This is a genomic window from Streptomyces sp. CNH287, assembly GCF_000424825.1.
Map to the genome: position 1 here is coordinate 106247 of NZ_AUKQ01000017.1, position 18062 is coordinate 124308.

15 protein-coding genes are annotated in these 18062 nt (G+C 70.4%); 14 read left to right on the forward strand and 1 reads right to left on the reverse strand.

The window, feature by feature from the left end; genetic code table 11:
- Positions 1-59: 59 nt before the first annotated feature.
- A complete protein-coding gene (locus tag H299_RS0118590; protein ID WP_027749625.1) occupies positions 60-911 on the reverse strand; it encodes a C40 family peptidase in 852 nt (283 codons plus the stop codon).
- Positions 912-1742: 831 nt separating this feature from the next.
- On the opposite strand from H299_RS0118590, the gene H299_RS0118595 reads away from it, so the two are divergent.
- From H299_RS0118595 to nuoN, 14 genes are read left to right on the forward strand one after another with little or no spacing between them, the layout of a single operon-like run.
- A complete protein-coding gene (locus H299_RS0118595) occupies positions 1743-2102 on the forward strand; it encodes an NADH-quinone oxidoreductase subunit A (RefSeq protein WP_027749626.1) in 360 nt (119 codons plus the stop codon).
- Positions 2103-2112: 10 nt separating this feature from the next.
- Positions 2113-2667, forward strand: a complete 555-nt coding sequence (locus tag H299_RS0118600) for a NuoB/complex I 20 kDa subunit family protein (protein WP_027749627.1) — start codon at positions 2113-2115, stop codon at positions 2665-2667.
- A complete protein-coding gene (locus H299_RS0118605) occupies positions 2664-3443 on the forward strand; it encodes an NADH-quinone oxidoreductase subunit C (protein ID WP_027749628.1) in 780 nt (259 codons plus the stop codon). Before H299_RS0118600 ends, H299_RS0118605 begins: the two co-directional genes overlap by 4 nt.
- Complete coding sequence (locus H299_RS0118610) at positions 3443-4780, forward strand: NADH-quinone oxidoreductase subunit D (RefSeq protein WP_027749629.1); 1338 nt, start codon at positions 3443-3445, stop codon at positions 4778-4780. Before H299_RS0118605 ends, H299_RS0118610 begins: the two co-directional genes overlap by 1 nt.
- Positions 4777-5607 (forward strand): NADH-quinone oxidoreductase subunit NuoE, encoded by an 831-nt coding sequence (gene nuoE / locus H299_RS0118615; protein ID WP_027749630.1) that lies wholly within the window; start codon positions 4777-4779, stop codon positions 5605-5607. The genes H299_RS0118610 and nuoE overlap by 4 nt, the downstream gene beginning before the upstream one ends.
- Positions 5604-6947, forward strand: coding sequence for an NADH-quinone oxidoreductase subunit NuoF (gene nuoF / locus H299_RS0118620; RefSeq protein ID WP_027749631.1), 1344 nt, complete (start codon positions 5604-5606; stop codon positions 6945-6947). The genes nuoE and nuoF overlap by 4 nt, the downstream gene beginning before the upstream one ends.
- A complete protein-coding gene (locus tag H299_RS34935) occupies positions 6944-9502 on the forward strand; it encodes an NADH-quinone oxidoreductase subunit G (RefSeq protein ID WP_037759598.1) in 2559 nt (852 codons plus the stop codon). The genes nuoF and H299_RS34935 overlap by 4 nt, the downstream gene beginning before the upstream one ends.
- On the forward strand, positions 9502-10932 hold the full coding sequence (gene nuoH / locus H299_RS34940) for an NADH-quinone oxidoreductase subunit NuoH (RefSeq protein WP_051262613.1): 1431 nt from the start codon (positions 9502-9504) through the stop codon (positions 10930-10932). The genes H299_RS34935 and nuoH overlap by 1 nt, the downstream gene beginning before the upstream one ends.
- On the forward strand, positions 10925-11548 hold the full coding sequence (nuoI, locus tag H299_RS0118635) for an NADH-quinone oxidoreductase subunit NuoI (protein WP_027749632.1): 624 nt from the start codon (positions 10925-10927) through the stop codon (positions 11546-11548). Before nuoH ends, nuoI begins: the two co-directional genes overlap by 8 nt.
- Before the next feature lie 44 nt (positions 11549-11592).
- Positions 11593-12498 (forward strand): NADH-quinone oxidoreductase subunit J, encoded by a 906-nt coding sequence (locus H299_RS0118640; protein WP_027749633.1) that lies wholly within the window; start codon positions 11593-11595, stop codon positions 12496-12498.
- Positions 12495-12794: an NADH-quinone oxidoreductase subunit NuoK gene (gene nuoK, locus H299_RS0118645; protein WP_027749634.1), complete on the forward strand. Its 300-nt coding sequence runs from the start codon at positions 12495-12497 to the stop codon at positions 12792-12794. Before H299_RS0118640 ends, nuoK begins: the two co-directional genes overlap by 4 nt.
- A gap of 13 nt (positions 12795-12807) precedes the next feature.
- Positions 12808-14700, forward strand: coding sequence for an NADH-quinone oxidoreductase subunit L (gene nuoL / locus H299_RS0118650; protein WP_027749635.1), 1893 nt, complete (start codon positions 12808-12810; stop codon positions 14698-14700).
- 1 nt (position 14701) lies between these two features.
- A complete protein-coding gene (locus H299_RS0118655; protein ID WP_027749636.1) occupies positions 14702-16315 on the forward strand; it encodes an NADH-quinone oxidoreductase subunit M in 1614 nt (537 codons plus the stop codon).
- Positions 16316-16344: 29 nt separating this feature from the next.
- Entirely contained in the window at positions 16345-17964 is a 1620-nt protein-coding gene (gene nuoN, locus H299_RS0118660) for an NADH-quinone oxidoreductase subunit NuoN (protein WP_486587337.1), read from the forward strand.
- Positions 17965-18062 lie beyond the last annotated feature (98 nt).

Below are 18062 nucleotides of genomic sequence, written 5' to 3' on the forward strand. Positions count from 1 at the left end.
CCGCGAGTGTTCGCGGCGGGGCCCCTCTGCGTGGGATCGGTGCGACCCCGGACCGGTCGTCACAAGACGCGGGTCGCGGAGGTCGGGGGGTAGTCGGAGAGGTTCTGGAGCGCGACGCCCTTGGACGGGTTGGCCGCGTCGATGTACTGGCCGTTCCCGACGTACACGGCCACGTGGTACGCGCTGCCGACGCCGCCCCAGAAGAGCAGGTCGCCGGGGCGGACCTCGCTGACCGAGATCTGGGTGCCGGTGGTCGACTGGTCCTGCGAGACGCGCGGCAGGTCGATGCCGATCGTCTTGAACGCGGCCTGGGTCAGCCCGGAGCAGTCGTACGCGCTCGGCCCGGTGGCGCCGGAGACGTACGCCTTGCCGACCTGCGCGCGCAGGAAGCTGATCAGGGCGGCGGAGTTGCCGCTGCCCGCCTGCGGGGCCGGGGTGCTGGCGGTGCTCGTGTCCGCGCTGGTGCTGGGGGCGTCCGTGGTGGCGAGCGTGGTGCGCTCGGTGGTGCGGGAGGCGCGCTCCTCGGCCTTACGGGCGTCCTCGGCCTCGCGGGCCTTCTCCGCCGCGGCCTCGCGCTCGGCCTCTGCCTCGGCCTTCTGCTCCTTGGCGGTCTTCGCCGCCTTCGTGACGGCCGAGTCGCGGGCGTCCTCCAGCTCGTACTGGAGGGCGGACATGGCCAGCGAGTCGGCGGCGCGCTCGGCGGCGACGGGCAGGTCTGCCGTGAACGTGGGGAGCTGTGCGGTCGTCTCGGTCGGCTTGTGGTCCTTGCCGGTCGAGGAGGCCGGTGCGGCACCGGCGGTGACCGCGATGGTGCCGAGGACGCCACCGGCAACTCCGGCGCGCAGGGCCAGGTTCTTCCTGGACCGCTCACGGGGCTTCCGGTGGCTGGGTATGTGCGCGGTTTGGGGCATGGGTACTTGGCTATCAGTGCTGCCGGGTCGGCTTCAATAAAGGTGGGATGCGCCACAGTGCGGGCGTGCGGGGCGGGTCGGGCCCTTGCTGATCTTCGCCCGAAGCCGTCGGACGGGGCGTCAATGCCCAACTACGCGTCCGTGTCCTGGCAGTTGTCCACTAAGCCCGGATTGCTCTCTCGGCATATCACGTACGTATAACGGGCGCAAAGAAGGCAGCGACTGCCACGGGTTCCTGTGGTGCAGGTCACATCGCCAGTTGGCGAGCATTCCCGAACTACCGTGGGAAATCGGCCATTCGGATCATTCGGTGCATCGGGCCTTGTGCGGACGTTCACGACCTACCCGCACGGAACGCGTTCTCCCTCCCGTGGAGCCCGCCCTGCCCCCCGCCCCCGTCCGGACTCCGTCGGCCCGTGATCCGGGGGGCGGGTGCCCGGTTAGCAGCTGAACCTGTCCAGGGCGAATTTGCCCTCGCATCGCGGTGCTTGTTAGGGAGTGCGGCTTATTGGCAGGTCAACAGGGGTGGAAAGTCACCGACGGTAAACGGTCGAGAGCTTCGCGTGTGAAGATCTCAGCCTGTCCGACACCATGATCATCCGTCAGGTGGTGGAGATCACAAAGCTGTTGTCGCACCCCGTGTCGCAGATCACAGAGCCCCGGGCATAGGATGCCTCCACCAGGGCTTGTGAACTGCCTCACATAGAAGCGATCTTCAGTGGGGATTCGCCTACGAGCCCGGTGCTCAGCCGGCAGTCAGCGTCGATCCCCCTCGGCCTGACGGCCCGGGAGATGCCCCTGGCAGGGGTCGACTGGAAGGAGCGGGGAGCGGTGAACGCGTACACGCCCATCCTTGTACTGGGGGGCCTCGGAGCGGCTTTTGCGATCTTCTCCGTGGTCACGGCCGCAGTCGTCGGCCCGAAGCGCTACAACCGGGCCAAACTCGAGGCATACGAGTGCGGCATCGAGCCCACGCCGCAGGCGGAGGGCGGTGGACGCTTCCCCATCAAGTACTACCTGACGGCGATGCTCTTCATCGTCTTCGACATCGAAATCGTCTTCCTCTATCCCTGGGCGGTCTCGTTCGACGCCCTGGGGATCTTCGGGCTCGTGGAGATGCTGCTCTTCGTGCTCACCGTCTTCGTCGCCTACGCCTACGTCTGGCGCCGCGGCGGCCTGGAATGGGACTAGGGGCTAAGTAATGGGACTCGAAGAGAAACTGCCCAGCGGCTTCATGCTCTCCACCGTCGAGCAGGCCGCCGGATGGGTGCGCAAGTCGTCGGTGTTCCCGGCGACCTTCGGACTCGCCTGCTGCGCCATCGAGATGATGACCACGGGCGCGGGCCGCTACGACCTCGCCCGCTTCGGCATGGAGGTCTTCCGCGGCTCGCCCCGCCAGGCGGACCTGATGATCGTCGCCGGCCGGGTCAGCCAGAAGATGGCCCCCGTGCTGCGCCAGGTCTACGACCAGATGCCCAACCCCAAGTGGGTCATCTCCATGGGCGTCTGCGCCTCGTCCGGCGGCATGTTCAACAACTACGCGATCGTGCAGGGCGTCGACCACATCGTCCCCGTCGACATCTACCTGCCCGGCTGCCCGCCGCGCCCCGAAATGCTGCTGGACGCCATTCTCAAGCTCCACGAGAAGATCCAGGACGGCAAGCTCGGCGTGAACCAGCAGGAGGCGGCCCGCGAAGCGGAGGAAGCGGCGAGGAAGGCGCTCCCCACGATCGAGATGAAGGGCCTGCTGCGGTGAGCGAGAGCAAGGGGGCCGACAGCCCCAACCCCGACCAGGACGTCCAGGCGCACAACCTCCCCGGCCACCGCGGTGACCACGGCGAGGTCATCGGCGTCCGCCGCGGCATGTTCGGGGCCAGCGCCGGCGGCGACACCTCCGGCTACGGCGGCCTGGTCCGTACGGTGCGGCTGCCCGGCGGCTCCCAGCGCCCGTACGGCCCCGGCCCGGACGCGGCGGGCCCGGCGGCGGCGCCCGGCCTGTTCGACGAGATCGCCGACGAACTCGAGGGCGCGCTGGAGGAGCAGGGACTCGACCCGGCCGAGGCCATCGAGAAGACGGTCGTCGACCGCGGCGAGCTGACCTTCCACATCGCCCGCGAGCACCTGCGCGCGGTGGCCCGTACGCTGCGCGACGACCCGGCGCTGCGGTTCGAGCTGTGCACCGGGGTCAGCGGCGTCCACTTCCCCGGGGACAAGGGCCGCGAGCTGCACGCCGTCTACCACCTGCGCTCGCTCACCCACAACCGCCTGCTGCGGCTGGAGGTCACCGCCCCCGACGCGGACCCGCACATCCCGTCGGTCGTCGAGGTCTACCCGACCAACGACTGGCACGAGCGCGAGGTCTACGACTTCTTCGGGCTCATCTTCGACGGCCACCCGGCGCTGACGCGGATCATGATGCCCGACGACTGGCAGGGCTTCCCGCAGCGCAAGGACTACCCGCTCGGCGGCATCCCCGTCGAGTACAAGGGTGCCCAGATCCCGGCTCCCGACCAGCGGAGGTCGTACACCTGATGGCAACACCACACGTGACCCACGCGACCGCGGGCATCCGCGAGACCACCGAGGGCACCGTCTACGACGTCACCGGTGGCGACTGGGACGAGATCGCCGCCGCCGCGGCCAAGAGCGACGACGAGCGCATCATCGTCAACATGGGCCCGCAGCACCCCTCCACCCACGGCGTGCTGCGGCTCATCCTGGAGATCGACGGCGAGACCGTCACCGAGGCGCGCTGCGGCATCGGGTACCTGCACACCGGGATCGAGAAGAACCTCGAGTACCGGACGTGGACGCAGGGCACCACGTTCGTGACGCGCATGGACTACCTGACGCCGTTCTTCAACGAGGCGGCGTACTGCATGGCGGTCGAGAAGCTCCTCGGCATCGAGGACGACATCCCGGACCGCGCCAACATCATCCGGGTCCTGATGATGGAGCTGAACCGCCTCTCCTCGCACCTGGTGTGCGTCGCCACCGGCGGCATGGAACTCGGCGCCACCACGGTCATGATCTTCGGCTTCCGCGACCGCGAACTGGTCCTCGACCTCTTCGAGCTGATCACCGGCCTCCGGATGAACCACGCCTACATCCGCCCCGGCGGCCTCGCCCAGGACCTGCCGCCGGGCAGCATGGAGGCGCTGCGCGACTTCGTGAAGAAGATGCGGAAGAACCTGCCGGAGTACGACAAGCTCGCCACCGGCAACCCCGTCTTCAAGGCCCGGCTCAAGGACATCGGCTACCTCGACCTGGCCGGCTGCCTCGCCCTGGGCGCGACCGGCCCGATCCTGCGCTCCGCCGGGCACCCGTACGACCTGCGCAAGGTGCAGCCCTACGCGGGCTACGAGACCTACGACTTCGAGGTCCCCACGGTCGACACCTGCGACTCCTACGGCCGCTTCCTGCTGCGCCTGGAGGAGATGCGGCAGTCGCTGCGCATCATCGAGCAGTGCATCGCGCGGCTGGAGCCGGGCCCGGTGATGGTCGGCGACAAGAAGATCGCCTGGCCCGCGCAGCTCGCCCTCGGGACGGACGGCCTGGGCAACTCGCTCGACCACATCAAGCAGATCATGGGCACCTCCATGGAGGCCCTGATCCACCACTTCAAGCTGGTGACCGAGGGCTTCCGGGTGCCGCCCGGCCAGGCGTACGCCGCCGTCGAGTCCCCCAAGGGCGAGCTGGGCGTGCACGCCGTGAGCGACGGCGGCACCCGCCCGTACCGCGTGCACTTCCGCGACCCCTCCTTCACCAACCTCCAGTCGATGGCGGCGATGTGCGAGGGCGGCCAGGTGGCCGACGTCATCGTCGCTGTCGCGTCCCTCGACCCCGTGATGGGAGGTGTCGACCGATGACGGACGTATCGATCGGCATGCCGCAGCTTCCGGCCCCCGACTACCCGGCGGACGTACGGGAGCGGCTGACGGGCGACGCGCGGGAGATCATCGCCCGCTACCCGGACAGCCGGTCCGCGCTGCTCCCGCTGCTGCACCTCGTCCAGTCCGAGGAGGGTCACGTGACCCGCACCGGCCAGCGCTTCTGCGCCGAGATCCTCGAACTGTCCACCGCCGAGGTCAACGCCGTGGCGACCTTCTACTCCATGTACCGGCGCAAGCCCTCCGGCGACTACCAGGTCGGAGTCTGCACCAACACGCTGTGCGCGGTGATGGGCGGCGACGCGATCTTCGAGGAGCTCCAGCAGCACCTCGGCATCGGCAACAACGAGACCACTGGCGACGGCAAGGTCACCCTCGAGCACATCGAGTGCAACGCGGCCTGCGACTACGCGCCGGTGGTGATGGTCAACTGGGAGTTCTTCGACAACCAGACCCCCGGCAGCGCCAAGGCGCTCGTCGACGACCTGCGCGCGGGCCGCGAGGTCGAGCCGACGCGCGGCGCGAAGCTGTGCACCTTCAAGGAGACCGCGCGCATCCTGGCCGGGTTCCCCGACGAGCGGCCCGGCGCCGTGGCCGAGACCGGCGGCGCCGGACCCGCCTCGCTGGCCGGCCTGCGCCTGGCCAAGGGCGAGCACACCCCCGGCCGCGTCGTCCCGCCGCGCAGCGCGCAGGCGCCGCAGGACCGGGAGCCCGCTACCCACCCCAGCTCCCACGACGCGCCGCAGAAGACGGCCGCCTCCGATCCCGCGCACCCGACCGGCCCGGTCAACGAGGAGGACCAGTGAGCCCCGCCGATTCTCCCGAGAAGCTGCTCACGCCGGTGCTGTCGGCGTTCTGGGACCAGCCGGACGCCTGGACGCTGGAGACCTACCGGCGCCACGACGGCTACGAGGGCCTGCGCACGGCACTCGCCATGGACCCGGACGACGTCATCGCGTACGTCAAGGAAGCCGGGCTGCGCGGCAGGGGCGGCGCGGGCTTCCCCACCGGCATGAAGTGGCAGTTCATCCCGCAGGGCGACGGCAAGCCGCACTACCTCGTCGTCAACGCCGACGAGTCCGAGCCGGGCACCTGCAAGGACATCCCGCTGCTCTTCGCCAATCCGCACTCCCTGATCGAGGGCATGGCGATCGCCTGCCATGCGATCCGCTCCAGCCACGCCTTCATCTACCTGCGCGGCGAGGTCGTCCCCGTACTGCGCAGGCTGCACGAGGCCGTACGCGAGGCGCACGAGGCGGGCTACCTCGGCAAGGACGCGCTCGGCCCGGGCAAGGACCTGGAGATCACCGTGCACGCGGGCGCGGGCGCGTACATCTGCGGCGAGGAGACCGCGCTGCTGGACTCCCTGGAGGGGCGCCGCGGCCAGCCCCGGCTGCGACCCCCCTTCCCCGCCGTCGCGGGCCTCTACGCCTGCCCCACTGTGGTGAACAACGTCGAATCCATCGCCTCGGTTCCCGTCCTGATGCACAAGGGCAAGGACTGGTTCCGTTCCATGGGCAGCGAGAAGTCTCCCGGCTTCACGCTCTACTCCCTCAGCGGCCACGTCGCCGGGCCCGGCCAGTACGAGGCCCCGCTCGGCGTCACGCTGCGCCAACTGCTCGACATGAGCGGCGGCATGCGGCCCGGCCACCGGCTCAAGTTCTGGACGCCTGGCGGTTCCTCGACCCCGATGTTCACCGAGGAGCACCTCGACGTCCCCCTCGACTACGAGGGCGTCGGCGCGGCCGGCTCCATGCTGGGCACCAAGGCGCTCCAGTGCTTCGACGAGACCACCTGCGTGGTGCGCGCCGTGACCCGCTGGACGGAGTTCTACGCGCACGAGTCCTGCGGCAAGTGCACCCCCTGCCGCGAGGGCACCTACTGGCTCGTCCAGCTCCTGCGCGACATCGAGGCGGGGAAGGCCACCCTCGCCGACATCGACAAGATCGACGACATCGCCGACACCATCAACGGCAAGTCCTTCTGCGCCCTGGGCGACGGTGCCGCCGCCCCCATCTTCTCCTCGCTCAAGTACTTCCGCGAGGAGTACGAGCAGCACGTGAACGGCCGTGGCTGCCCCTTCGACCCGGCGGCCTCCACCGTCTGGGCCGACGACAAGACCGCTCACCTGGAGGTGAATGCGTGACCGTGACCACCGACGCGACGACCTCCGGTGGCGGCGAGGGCCCCCCGCCGGAGGACCTCGTATCCCTGACCATCGACGGCGCCATGATCAGTGTCCCCAAGGGCACCCTGGTCATCCGCGCCGCCGAGCAGCTCGGCATCGAGATCCCGCGCTTCTGCGACCATCCGCTCCTCGACCCGGTCGGCGCCTGCCGCCAGTGCATCGTGGAGGTCGAGGGCCAGCGCAAGCCGATGGCCTCCTGCACCATCACCTGTACCGACGGGATGGTGGTGCGCACCCAGCTCAGCTCTCCCGTCGCCGAGAAGGCGCAGCGCGGCGTGATGGAGCTGCTGCTCATCAACCACCCGCTGGACTGCCCGGTCTGCGACAAGGGCGGCGAGTGCCCGCTCCAGAACCAGGCGATGTCCACCGGCTCTGCCGAGTCCCGGTTCGAGGGCCGCAAGCGGACCTTCGAGAAGCCCGTCCCCATCTCCCCGCAGGTGCTGCTGGACCGCGAGCGCTGCGTCCTGTGCGCGCGCTGCACCCGCTTCTCCAACCAGGTGGCCGGGGACCCGATGATCGAACTGCTGGAGCGGGGCGCGCTCCAGCAGGTGGGCACCGGCGAGGGCGACCCGTTCGAGTCGTACTTCTCCGGCAACACCATCCAGATCTGCCCGGTCGGCGCGCTCACCTCCGCCGCCTACCGCTTCCGCTCCCGCCCCTTCGACCTGGTCTCCTCGCCGAGCGTCTGCGAGCACTGCGCGGGCGGCTGCGCCACGCGTACGGACCACCGCCGCGGCAAGGTCATGCGCCGCATGGCGGCTGAGGACCCGGAGGTCAACGAGGAGTGGCTGTGCGACAAGGGCCGCTTCGGCTTCCGCTACGCGCAGCGCCCGGACCGGCTCACGGTCCCGCTGGTGCGCGACGCGGAGAGTGGTGAACTGGCCGAGTCCAGCTGGCCGGAGGCGCTGGCCGCCGCCGCCCGCGGACTGGCCGCCGCACGCGACGGCGGCACCGGCGAAGCCCGTGCGGCCGGGGTCGGCGTGCTCACCGGCGGCCGGCTGACCTTCGAGGACGCCTACGCCTACGCCAAGTTCGCCCGCGTCGCCCTGGGCACCCACGACGTCGACTTCCGTGCCCGTGCCCACTCCGCCGAGGAGGCCGGGTTCCTCGCGGCCCGGGTCGCCGGGCGGGGCCGGGACCTGGACGGCACCGGCCTCACGTACACCGCGCTGGAGGCGGCACCGGCCGTCCTGCTCGTCGGGTTCGAGTCCGAGGAGGAGGCGCCCGGCGTCTTCCTGCGGCTGCGCAAGGCCCACCGCAAGCACGGCCAGCGCACCTACTCCCTCGCCAGCCACGCCACCCGCGGCCTGGCCAAGGCGGGCGGCACCCTGCTGCCCGCCGCGCCCGGTACCGAGACCGAGTGGCTGGACGGGCTCGCCGGCGGCGTCGGCCTCGACAGCGAGGGCCAGCGCGCCGCCGAGGCGCTGCGCGCGGACGGCTCGGTGATCATCGTCGGCGAGCGGCTGGCCGCCGTGCCCGGCGGACTGACCGCCGCCGTACGGACCGCCACCGCCACCGGCGCCCGGCTGGTGTGGATTCCGCGCCGGGCCGGTGAGCGCGGCGCCCTCGAGGCGGGCGCGCTGCCGGCGCTGCTGCCCGGCGGACGCCCCGCCGCCGACCCGCGCGCCCGCGACCAGGTCGCCCGCGTGTGGGGCCTGCCAGGGCTGCCCGAGGGCGAGGGGCGCGACACCGCCGCCATCGTGGAGGCCGCCGCAGGCGGGGCGCTGCGCGGACTCCTCGTCGGCGGCGTCGAGATCGCCGACCTGCCCGACCCGGCCCGCGCCCTGGAGGCGCTGGACGCGGTGGACTTCCTGGTCAGCCTGGAGCTGCGGCCGTCCGAGGTGACCGACCGCGCCGACGTGGTGCTGCCGGTCGCCGCAGCCGCCGAGAAGTCCGGCACCTTCCTCAACTGGGAGGGCCGCGCACGGCTGTTCGAGGCCGCGCTCAAGCCGGACCAGATGACCCGGCGCCACGTACAGCCGGACGGCCGGGTGCTGCACATGCTCGCGGACGCGCTGGACCGGCCGCTGGCGCTGCCGGACGTACGGGCCGCGCGGGCCGAACTGGAGCGGCTCGGCGGCTGGGACGGCCCGGTGCCCGCCGCGCCGCAGACCGCAACCCGGTCGCTGCCGCAGCCCCGCGCGGGCGAGGCGGTGCTGGCCGGGCACCGGCTGCTGCTCGACCAGGGCCGCCTCCAGGACGGCGACGAGGCGCTGGCCGGGACCCGGCACCCCGCCGTGATCCGGGCCTCGCGCGCCACAGCCGAGGCGGCCGGGGTCGCCGACGGCGAGCCGGCCTCGGTCGACGGCCCGGCCGGGTCCGTACGGCTGCCGCTGCGGGTCACCGAGATGCCGGACCACGTGGTGTGGCTGCCGCTGAACTCCACCGGCGGCGGGGCGCAGCGCGACCTGGGCGCGCTGCCCGGGGAGCTGGTCAAGCTCTCCCCGGCACCCGCTCCGGCGCCTGCACCGGCCCCCGCCCCGGCTACGGAGACCAAGGAGGTGGAGGTCTGATGCAGGGTCATTTCCTCGCGGCCGAGGACATGTCCAACTTCGGCACCGACCCCTGGTGGCTGATCGCCCTCAAGGCGGTCTTCTGCTTCGCCTTCCTGATGGGGACGGTGCTGATCTCGATCGTCTTCGAGCGCAAGGTCGTCGCCTGGATGCAGCTGCGCATCGGCCCCAACCGGCACGGGCCCTGGGGCATGCTCCAGTCGCTCGCCGACGGCGTGAAGCTGATGCTCAAGGAAGACATCGTGGTGAAGGGGGCCGACAAGGTCGTCTACATCCTGGCGCCCATCATCGGGACGATCCCCGCCTTCATGGCGATCGCGGTCATCCCCTTCGGGCCGCCCGGCAACGAGGTGTCGATCTTCGGCACGCGCACCGCGATGCAGCTGACCGACCTGCCGGTGGCCGTCCTCTACATCCTGGCCACCTCCTCCATCGCCGCCTACGGCGTGGTGCTGGCCGGCTGGTCCTCCAACTCGACCTACCCGCTGCTCGGCGGTGTGCGGGCTACGGCGCAGATCATCAGCTACGAGGTCGCGATGGGCCTCAGCTTCGCCGCGGTCTTCCTCTACTCCGGGTCGATGTCCACCTCGGCGATCGTCGACGCGCAGGACAACAGATGGTTCGCGATCCTGCTGCCGGTGTCGTTCCTGATCTATCTGGTCTCGATGGTCGGCGAGGCACACCGGGCTCCGTTCGACATGCCGGAGTCCGAGGGCGACCTGGTCGGCGGCTTCAACACGGAGTACTCGTCGATCAAGTTCGCCCTCTTCATGCTCACCGAGTACGTCCACATGGTCACCGTCTCGGCGCTCGCGGTCACCCTCTTCCTGGGCGGCTGGCGCGCACCGGCGCCCATCTCCACCTACTGGGAGGGCGCGAACCACGGCTGGTGGCCGATGCTGTGGTTCGTGCTGAAGCTGTGCGCACTGCTCTTCGGCTTCATCTGGCTGCGCGCCTCGCTGCCCCGCGTCCGCTACGACCAGTTCATGAAGCTGGGCTGGAAGGTCCTCATCCCCGTCGCGATGGCCTGGCTGATGCTGGTCGCCGCCGTACGGGCGATGCGGAACGAGGACTACTCCTTCGCCGACATCCTCTACTGGGTCGGCGGCCTGGGGCTCGCGCTGCTGGTGATCTCCTTCCTCGTCGACCTCGTCCGCGAACGCGGGGACAAGGCCGCCGAGGAGCAGGAGAAGGCGGCCGAGCCGGCCGCGTTCGACCCGATGGCGGGCGGCTACCCGGTGCCGCCGCTGCCCGGCCAGACCCTGCCGCCCGTACCGCGGCGGCGTCCGCGCGGGGAGCGCGAACTGGTCAGCACGGCGGCCGAGTCCGGCTCCGCGGCCTCCGGTGCCACCGCCTCCGGTGAAGCTGGCGAGAGCAGCACGGGGACGTCCCCAGGAACCTCCCAAGGAAGGGGTGCCGACGGTGCCTGACAATCCTCTGGCCGGCTTCGGCGTGACCTTCAAGGCCATGTTCAAGAAGCGGCTGACCGAGCAGTACCCGGAGTACAAGAAACCGACGGCGCCCCGCTTCCACGGCCGTCACCAGCTCAACCGGCATCCGGACGGGCTGGAGAAGTGCATCGGCTGCGAGCTGTGCGCCTGGGCGTGTCCGGCCGACGCGATCTACGTCGAGGGCGCGGACAACACCGAGGAGGAGCGCTACTCGCCGGGTGAGCGCTACGGCCGCGTCTACCAGATCAACTACCTGCGCTGCATCCTGTGCGGCCTGTGCGTCGAGGCGTGCCCCACCCGGGCGCTGACCATGACGAACGAGTACGAACTGGCCGACTCATCCCGCGAATCGCTCATCTACACCAAGGAGGAGCTGCTCGCGGGGCTGTCCGAGGGCATGGTCGAGGCACCGCACGCGATTTTCCCGGGCATGACGGAGCGGGACTACTACAGCGGCCTGGTCTCGGAGGCCGCACCCGGCACCGTCCGGCAGGAGCCCCACTCCAAGAACCCGGGCAACGAGCCGCCGCAGGCCGCCGCCGACACCTTCGGGCCCGCTGAGCCGGCCGCCGCGGAGGCGGTGGGGGAGAAGTGAGCGCAGCGATCACCGCGGAGACCACCGCGGCGACGACCGCCGAGCTGGCCGCCTCGCTCGCCTCGGCCTCGCACACCTCCAGCGGCGAGGCCGTGCAGTTCTGGGTCCTGGGCACGGTGGCGGTGCTGGGCGCGCTCGGCACCGTCTTCCTCAAGCGGTCCGTGCACTCCGCGCTCTCGCTGGCCGGGACCATGATCATCCTGGCGGTCTTCTACCTCGCCAACGGCGCGTACTTCCTGGGCATCGTCCAGATCGTCGTCTACACCGGCGCCGTGATGATGCTCTTCCTCTTCGTGCTGATGCTGGTGGGTGTCACCGCCGAGGACTCCCTCAAGGAGACGATCAAGGGCCAACGCTGGATGGCCGCGCTGTGCGGCCTCGGCTTCGGCGTGCTGCTCATCGGCGGCCTGGGCAACGCCTCGGTCAGCACCTTCGAGGGGCTGGAGGAGGCCAACGCCGACGGCAACGTGTTCGGCCTGGCCCGGCTGATCTTCACGAAGTACGTCTTCGCGTTCGAGATCACCGGGGCCCTGCTGGTCACCGCGGCCGTCGCCGCCATGGTCCTCACCCACCGAGAGCGCACCGAACGCCGCTCCACCCAGCGTGAGCTGGCCGAGCGCCGGGTGCGCGAGAACCGGCAGGTGCCGCCGCTGCCCGCACCGGGCGTCTACGCCCGGCACAACGCCGTGGACATCCCCGGCCTGCTGCCGGACGGCAGCCCGTCCGAGCTGACCGTCAACCCGACGCTGCGCGCCCGCGGCCAGGTACGGGACGTCTCCGGCAAGGCGCTCGCCGATCTGGCCGCGCTGGAGCAGCGGACGGAGGAGGCCCTCGGCCGCGACGAACCGGAGGACCGGCCCGAAGCCGGCCCGCCCCCGGGTGACCCCGGTTCCGGCAACCCCGGTTCCGGCAAAACGGGGCCGGACAGGGCGAAGGAGAAGACCCAGTGAATCCGGTCAACTACCTCTATCTCGCGGCGCTGCTCTTCACCATCGGTGCCGCCGGGGTGCTGATCAGGCGGAACGCCATCGTCATCTTCATGTGTATCGAGCTGATGCTGAACGCCAGCAACCTCGCGCTGGTCAGCTTCTCCCGGCTGCACGGCAACCTCGACGGCCAGATCATGGCGTTCTTCACCATGGTCGTCGCCGCCGCCGAAGTCGTCGTCGGCCTGGCGATCATCGTGACGCTGTTCCGCTCCCGCCACTCGGCCTCGGTCGACGACGCCAGCCTGATGAAGCTGTAAGGAGTACGGACCAGTGGAATCACTCATCGGGCTGCTCGTCGGAGCCCCGCTCCTCGGCGCGGCCGTACTGCTGTGCGGCGGTCGCCGGCTCGACCGGACGGGACACTGGCTGGGCACCGCCCTGGCCGGGCTCTCGTTCGTGCTCGCGCTGGTGCTCTTCGCCGACATGCTCGGGCAGGACGCCGAGCAACGCGGCATGCACCAGCATCTGTTCAGCTGGATTCCGGTCGGCGGCTTCCAGGCGGACGTCGCCTTCCAGCTCGACCAGCTGTCGATGACCTTCGTGCTGCTGATCACCGGCGTGGGCACGCTGATCCATCTCTACTCCGTCGGCTACATGGAGCACGACGAGCGGCGCCGCCGCTTCTTCGGCTACCTCAACCTCTTCCTGGCGGCCATGCTGCTGCTGGTGCTGGCCGACAACTTCCTGCTGCTGTACGTCGGCTGGGAGGGCGTGGGCCTCGCCTCGTACCTGCTCATCGGCTTCTGGCAGCACAAGCCGAGCGCCGCGACCGCCGCGAAGAAGGCGTTCCTGGTCAACCGGGTCGGCGACGTCGGCCTGTCGATCGCGATCATGCTGATGTTCACCACCTTCGGCACCTTCGCCTTCGGGCCGGTCCTGGAGTCCACCGGTGAGACCAGTGAGGGCAAGCTGACGGCCATCGGCCTGATGCTGCTGCTGGCCGCCTGCGGCAAGTCGGCGCAGGTGCCGCTCCAGTCCTGGCTGGGCGACGCGATGGAGGGCCCGACCCCGGTCTCGGCCCTGATCCACGCGGCGACGATGGTGACGGCGGGCGTGTACCTCATCACCCGCTCCGGCGCGATCTTCAACGCCGCGCCCGACGCGCAGACCGTCGTCGTGGTCGTCGGCGCGGTCACGCTGCTCTTCGGCGCGTTCGTCGGTTGCGCCAAGGACGACATCAAGAAGGCCCTCGCGGGCTCCACGATGTCGCAGATCGGCTACATGATGCTGGCCGCCGGGCTCGGCCCGATCGGCTACGCGTTCGCCATCATGCACCTGGTGACGCACGGCTTCTTCAAGGCCGGGCTGTTCCTCGGCGCGGGCTCGGTCATGCACGGCATGAACGACGAGGTGGACATGCGCCGCTACGGCGGCCTCCGCAAGTACATGCCGGTCACCTTCGTCACCTTCGGCCTCGGCTATCTCGCGATCATCGGCTTCCCCGGACTCTCCGGCTTCTTCTCCAAGGACCAGATCATCGAGGCCGCCTTCGCCAAGGGCGGCACCCAGGGCTGGATTCTGGGCTCGGTCACCCTGCTGGGCGCGGCCATCACCGCGTACTACATGACGCGGGTCATGGCGCTCACCTTCTTCGGTGAGAAGCGCTGGTCGGAGACGGGCGAGAACGCGGTACACCCGCACGAGTCGCCCAAGTCGATGACGATCCCGATGATCGTGCTGGCCTTCGGCTCGGTCTTCGCGGGCGGCCTGTTCAAGTGGAACGAGTCCTTCGTGCACTGGCTGGAGCCGGTCACCGACTTCGAGCACGGCCATCCGCCGATGTCGGCGACGACCGTCACGATGATGACCGTCGTCGCGCTGCTCATCGGCGTCGGCGCCGCCTACCTCCAGTACGGCCGCCGCCCGGTGCCCGTCGTCGCCCCGCGCGGCAGCCTGCTCACCCGCGCCGCGCGCCGCGACCTGCTCCAGGACGACTTCAACCACGTCGCCCTGGTCAAGCCCGGCGAGTACCTGACCCGCGGCCTGGTCTACGTCGACCACAAGCTGGTCGACGGGGTCGTCAACGGCACCGCCGCCTCGGTCGGCGGCCTGTCCGGCAGGCTGCGGCGGCTCCAGAACGGTTTCGTCCGCTCGTACGCGGTCTCGATGTTCGGGGGTGCGGCGGTACTCGTCGCCGCGACCCTGCTGATGAGGGCGGTCTGAGATGTCATTTCCCCTGCTGACGGCCGTGGCCGTGCTCCCGGCGGCCGGAGCGGTCGCCACCGCGGCCGTGCCCGCCGCACAGCGTGCCCTGGCCAAGTGGCTGGCGCTGTGCGTCTCGCTGGCGACGGTCGTGCTCGCGGCGATCGTGCTGATCCGCTTCGACCCGGACGGCGACCGCTACCAGCTGACCGAGTCGCACGCGTGGATCGCGGAGTTCGGAGTCCGCTACGAGCTGGGCGTGGACGGCATCGGCGCCGTCCTGGTCGCGCTCACCGCCGTGCTCGTCCCGTTCGTCATCCTGGCGGGCTGGCACGACGCGGACGAGCCGGAGCGCGCGGAGGGGGCGGGCGGCGACAAGCCGGGCCGCCGCTGGCGCCCCACCCAGGGCTTCTTCGCGCTGATCCTGGCCGTCGAGGCGATGGTGCTGCTGTCCTTCCTGGCCACGGACGTCTTCCTCTTCTACATCCTCTTCGAAGCGATGCTCATCCCGCTCTACTTCCTGATCGGCGGCTTCGGCGACCGGGCGCACGAGCACGGTGAGGAGGAGGCGTCCCGCCAGCGCAGCTACGCGGCAGTGAAGTTCCTGCTCTACAACCTCGCGGGCGGCCTGATCATGCTGGCCGCGGTCGTCGGCCTGTACGTGGTCACCGCCGACCAGATGGGCGAGGGCACCTTCTCGCTCCAGGCCATCACCGAGGCCCGCGCCAACGGCGAGCTGGACATGGCCACCGGCACCGAACGCTGGCTCTTCCTGGGCTTCTTCTTCGCCTTCGCGATCAAGGCCCCGCTCTTCCCGCTGCACACCTGGCTGCCGAACGCGATGGGCGAGTCCACCGCACCGGTCGCCGTACTGATCACCGCGGTGGTCGACAAGGTGGGCACCTTCGCCATGCTCCGCTTCTGCCTCGGGCTCTTCCCGGAGGCGAGCGAATGGGCGACGCCGGTCGTGCTGGTGCTGGCGCTGATCAGCATCATCTACGGCGCGCTGCTCGCGGTGGGCCAGCGGGACATCAAGCGGCTCATCGCCTACGCCTCGATCTCGCACTTCGGCTTCATCATCCTGGGCATCTTCGCGATGACCTCCCAGGGTCAGGGCGGCGCCACGCTCTACATGGTCAACCACGGCCTCTCCACGGCCGTGCTGATGCTGGTCGCCGGATTCCTGATCTCGCGGCGCGGCTCCCGGCTCATCGCCGACTACGGAGGAGTGCAGAAGGTCGCCCCGGTGCTCGCGGGCACCTTCCTGATCGGCGGGCTGGCCACCCTGTCCCTGCCCGGACTGGCGCCGTTCATCAGCGAGTTCCTCGTCCTGGTCGGCACGTTCAGCCGCTACCCGGTCATCGGCATCATCGCCGCCGCGACCATCGTGCTGGCCGCGCTCTACGTGCTCGTCCTCTACCAGCGCACCATGACCGGCCCGGTCAAGGCCGGGGTGGAGGGCATGCCCGACCTGCGCGTCCGCGAACTGGCCGTGGCGGCCCCGCTGATCGCGCTGCTCATCTTCCTCGGCGTCTTCCCCAAGCCGCTGACGGACATCGTCAACCCAGCGGTCGAGCACACACTCTCCGACGTGCGACAGCACGACCCCGCTCCTGATGTGGAGGCTGCCAAGTGAGCACCACGCAATCTCTCCACAGCCTGTGGATGAGCGCGGCGGAGGAGCCGGACAAGATCCCCAGCCCGCACATCGAGTACGCGCAGCTGTCGCCGACGCTGATCGTCCTCGGTGCCGCCCTCGCCGGCATCCTGATCGAGGCGTTCCTGCCGCGCAGGCTGCGCTACGGCGCGCAGGTGGTCGTCGCGGTCGCCGGTCTGGCCTCGGCCTTCGCGGCCGTCCTCGCGCTGGCCCTGGACGGCTACGGCACCAGCAAGGCGCAGATCGCCGCCATGGGCGCCATCGCGGTGGACGGCCCGGCGCTCTTCCTCCAGGGCACCATCCTGCTGGTCGGCGTGATCGCCGTCTTCACCTTCGCCGAACGGCGGCTGGACCCGAAGGCACACGGCAGGCACGTCGACTCGTTCGCCCCGCAGGCCGCCGCCACCCCCGGCGGCCAGGCCGAACGGGACGCGGTCCGGGCCGGCTTCACCACCACCGAGGTCTTCCCGCTGGCGATGTTCGCCCTGGCGGGCATGCTGATCTTCCCGGCCGCCAACGACCTGCTGACGCTCTTCATCGCGCTCGAGGTCTTCTCCCTGCCGCTGTACATCCTGTGCGCGCTGGCCCGCCGCAACCGCCTGATGTCCCAGGAGGCGGCGGTCAAGTACTTCCTGCTGGGCGCCTTCTCCTCGGCCTTCCTGCTGTTCGGCATCGCCCTGCTGTACGGCTACGCGGGCGCGGTCGACTACTCCGGCATCGCCCGCGTCGTCAGCGGCGCCGAGCCGACCACCGACCCGGCGCTCGCCGGGACGATGGGGAACGACGCGCTGCTGCTCATCGGCGGCGCGATGATCCTGGTCGGCATGCTCTTCAAGGTGGGCGCCGTCCCGTTCCACATGTGGACGCCGGACGTCTACCAGGGCGCCCCCACCCCGGTCACCGGCCTCATGGCCTCCGCCACCAAGGTGGCGGGCTTCGGCGCGCTGCTGCGGCTGCTGTACGTGGTGCTGCCGGGGCTGCGCTGGGACTGGGAGCCGGTGATGTGGGGCGTCGCCATCGTCACCATGCTGGGCGGTGCGATTGTCGCCATCACCCAGACCGACATCAAGCGGATGCTGGCCTACTCCTCCATCGCGCACGCCGGGTTCATGCTCGCCGGTGTCATCGCGACCTCGGAGGACGGCGTGTCCTCGGTGCTGTTCTACCTGGCCGCGTACTCCTTCGTGACCCTTGGCGCCTTCGCCGTGGTCACCCTGGTGCGGGACGCGGGCGGCGAGGCGACCCACCTCTCCAAGTGGGCCGGTCTGGGCCGCCGTTCGCCGCTGGTGGCCGCCGTGTTCGCGGTGTTCCTGCTGGCGTTCGCGGGCATCCCGCTCACCTCCGGCTTCACCGGCAAGTTCGCCGTCTTCAAGGCCGCGGCGGAGAGCGGCGCCGGGACGCTGGTGGTGATCGGCGTGATCTCGTCGGCCGTCGCCGCGTTCTTCTACATCCGGGTGATCGTGCTGATGTTCTTCCACGAGCCCAAGGCGGACGGGCCCAGCGTCGCGGTGCCCAGCCCGATGACCGTCACGGCCATCACGGTCGGTGTGGCGGTCACGGTGGTGCTCGGGGTCGCCCCGCAGTACTTCCTGGACCTCGCGGGGCAGGCGGGCGTGTTCGTCCGGTAGCGCGAGCGGCTCCGGCTCAGGTGGGAGGGGCGTGCACCGCGCCGCCCTTCCCGCACGCGGCAGCGGTACGGCCCGGCACCCCCTCGGGGGCACCGGGC

What these genes read in the sequence shown, in the direction of transcription:
- H299_RS0118590 (WP_027749625.1), bottom strand. Translation starts at nt 911, where the DNA reads ATGCCCCAAACCGCGCACATACCCAGCCACCGGAAGCCCCGTGAGCGG.
- H299_RS0118600 (WP_027749627.1), top strand. Translation starts at nt 2,113, where the DNA reads ATGGGACTCGAAGAGAAACTGCCCAGCGGCTTCATGCTCTCCACCGTC.
- H299_RS0118610 (WP_027749629.1), top strand. Translation starts at nt 3,443, where the DNA reads ATGGCAACACCACACGTGACCCACGCGACCGCGGGCATCCGCGAGACC.
- nuoE (WP_027749630.1), top strand. Translation starts at nt 4,777, where the DNA reads ATGACGGACGTATCGATCGGCATGCCGCAGCTTCCGGCCCCCGACTAC.
- nuoH (WP_051262613.1), top strand. Translation starts at nt 9,502, where the DNA reads ATGCAGGGTCATTTCCTCGCGGCCGAGGACATGTCCAACTTCGGCACC.
- H299_RS0118655 (WP_027749636.1), top strand. Translation starts at nt 14,702, where the DNA reads ATGTCATTTCCCCTGCTGACGGCCGTGGCCGTGCTCCCGGCGGCCGGA.
- nuoN (WP_486587337.1), top strand. Translation starts at nt 16,345, where the DNA reads ATGAGCGCGGCGGAGGAGCCGGACAAGATCCCCAGCCCGCACATCGAG.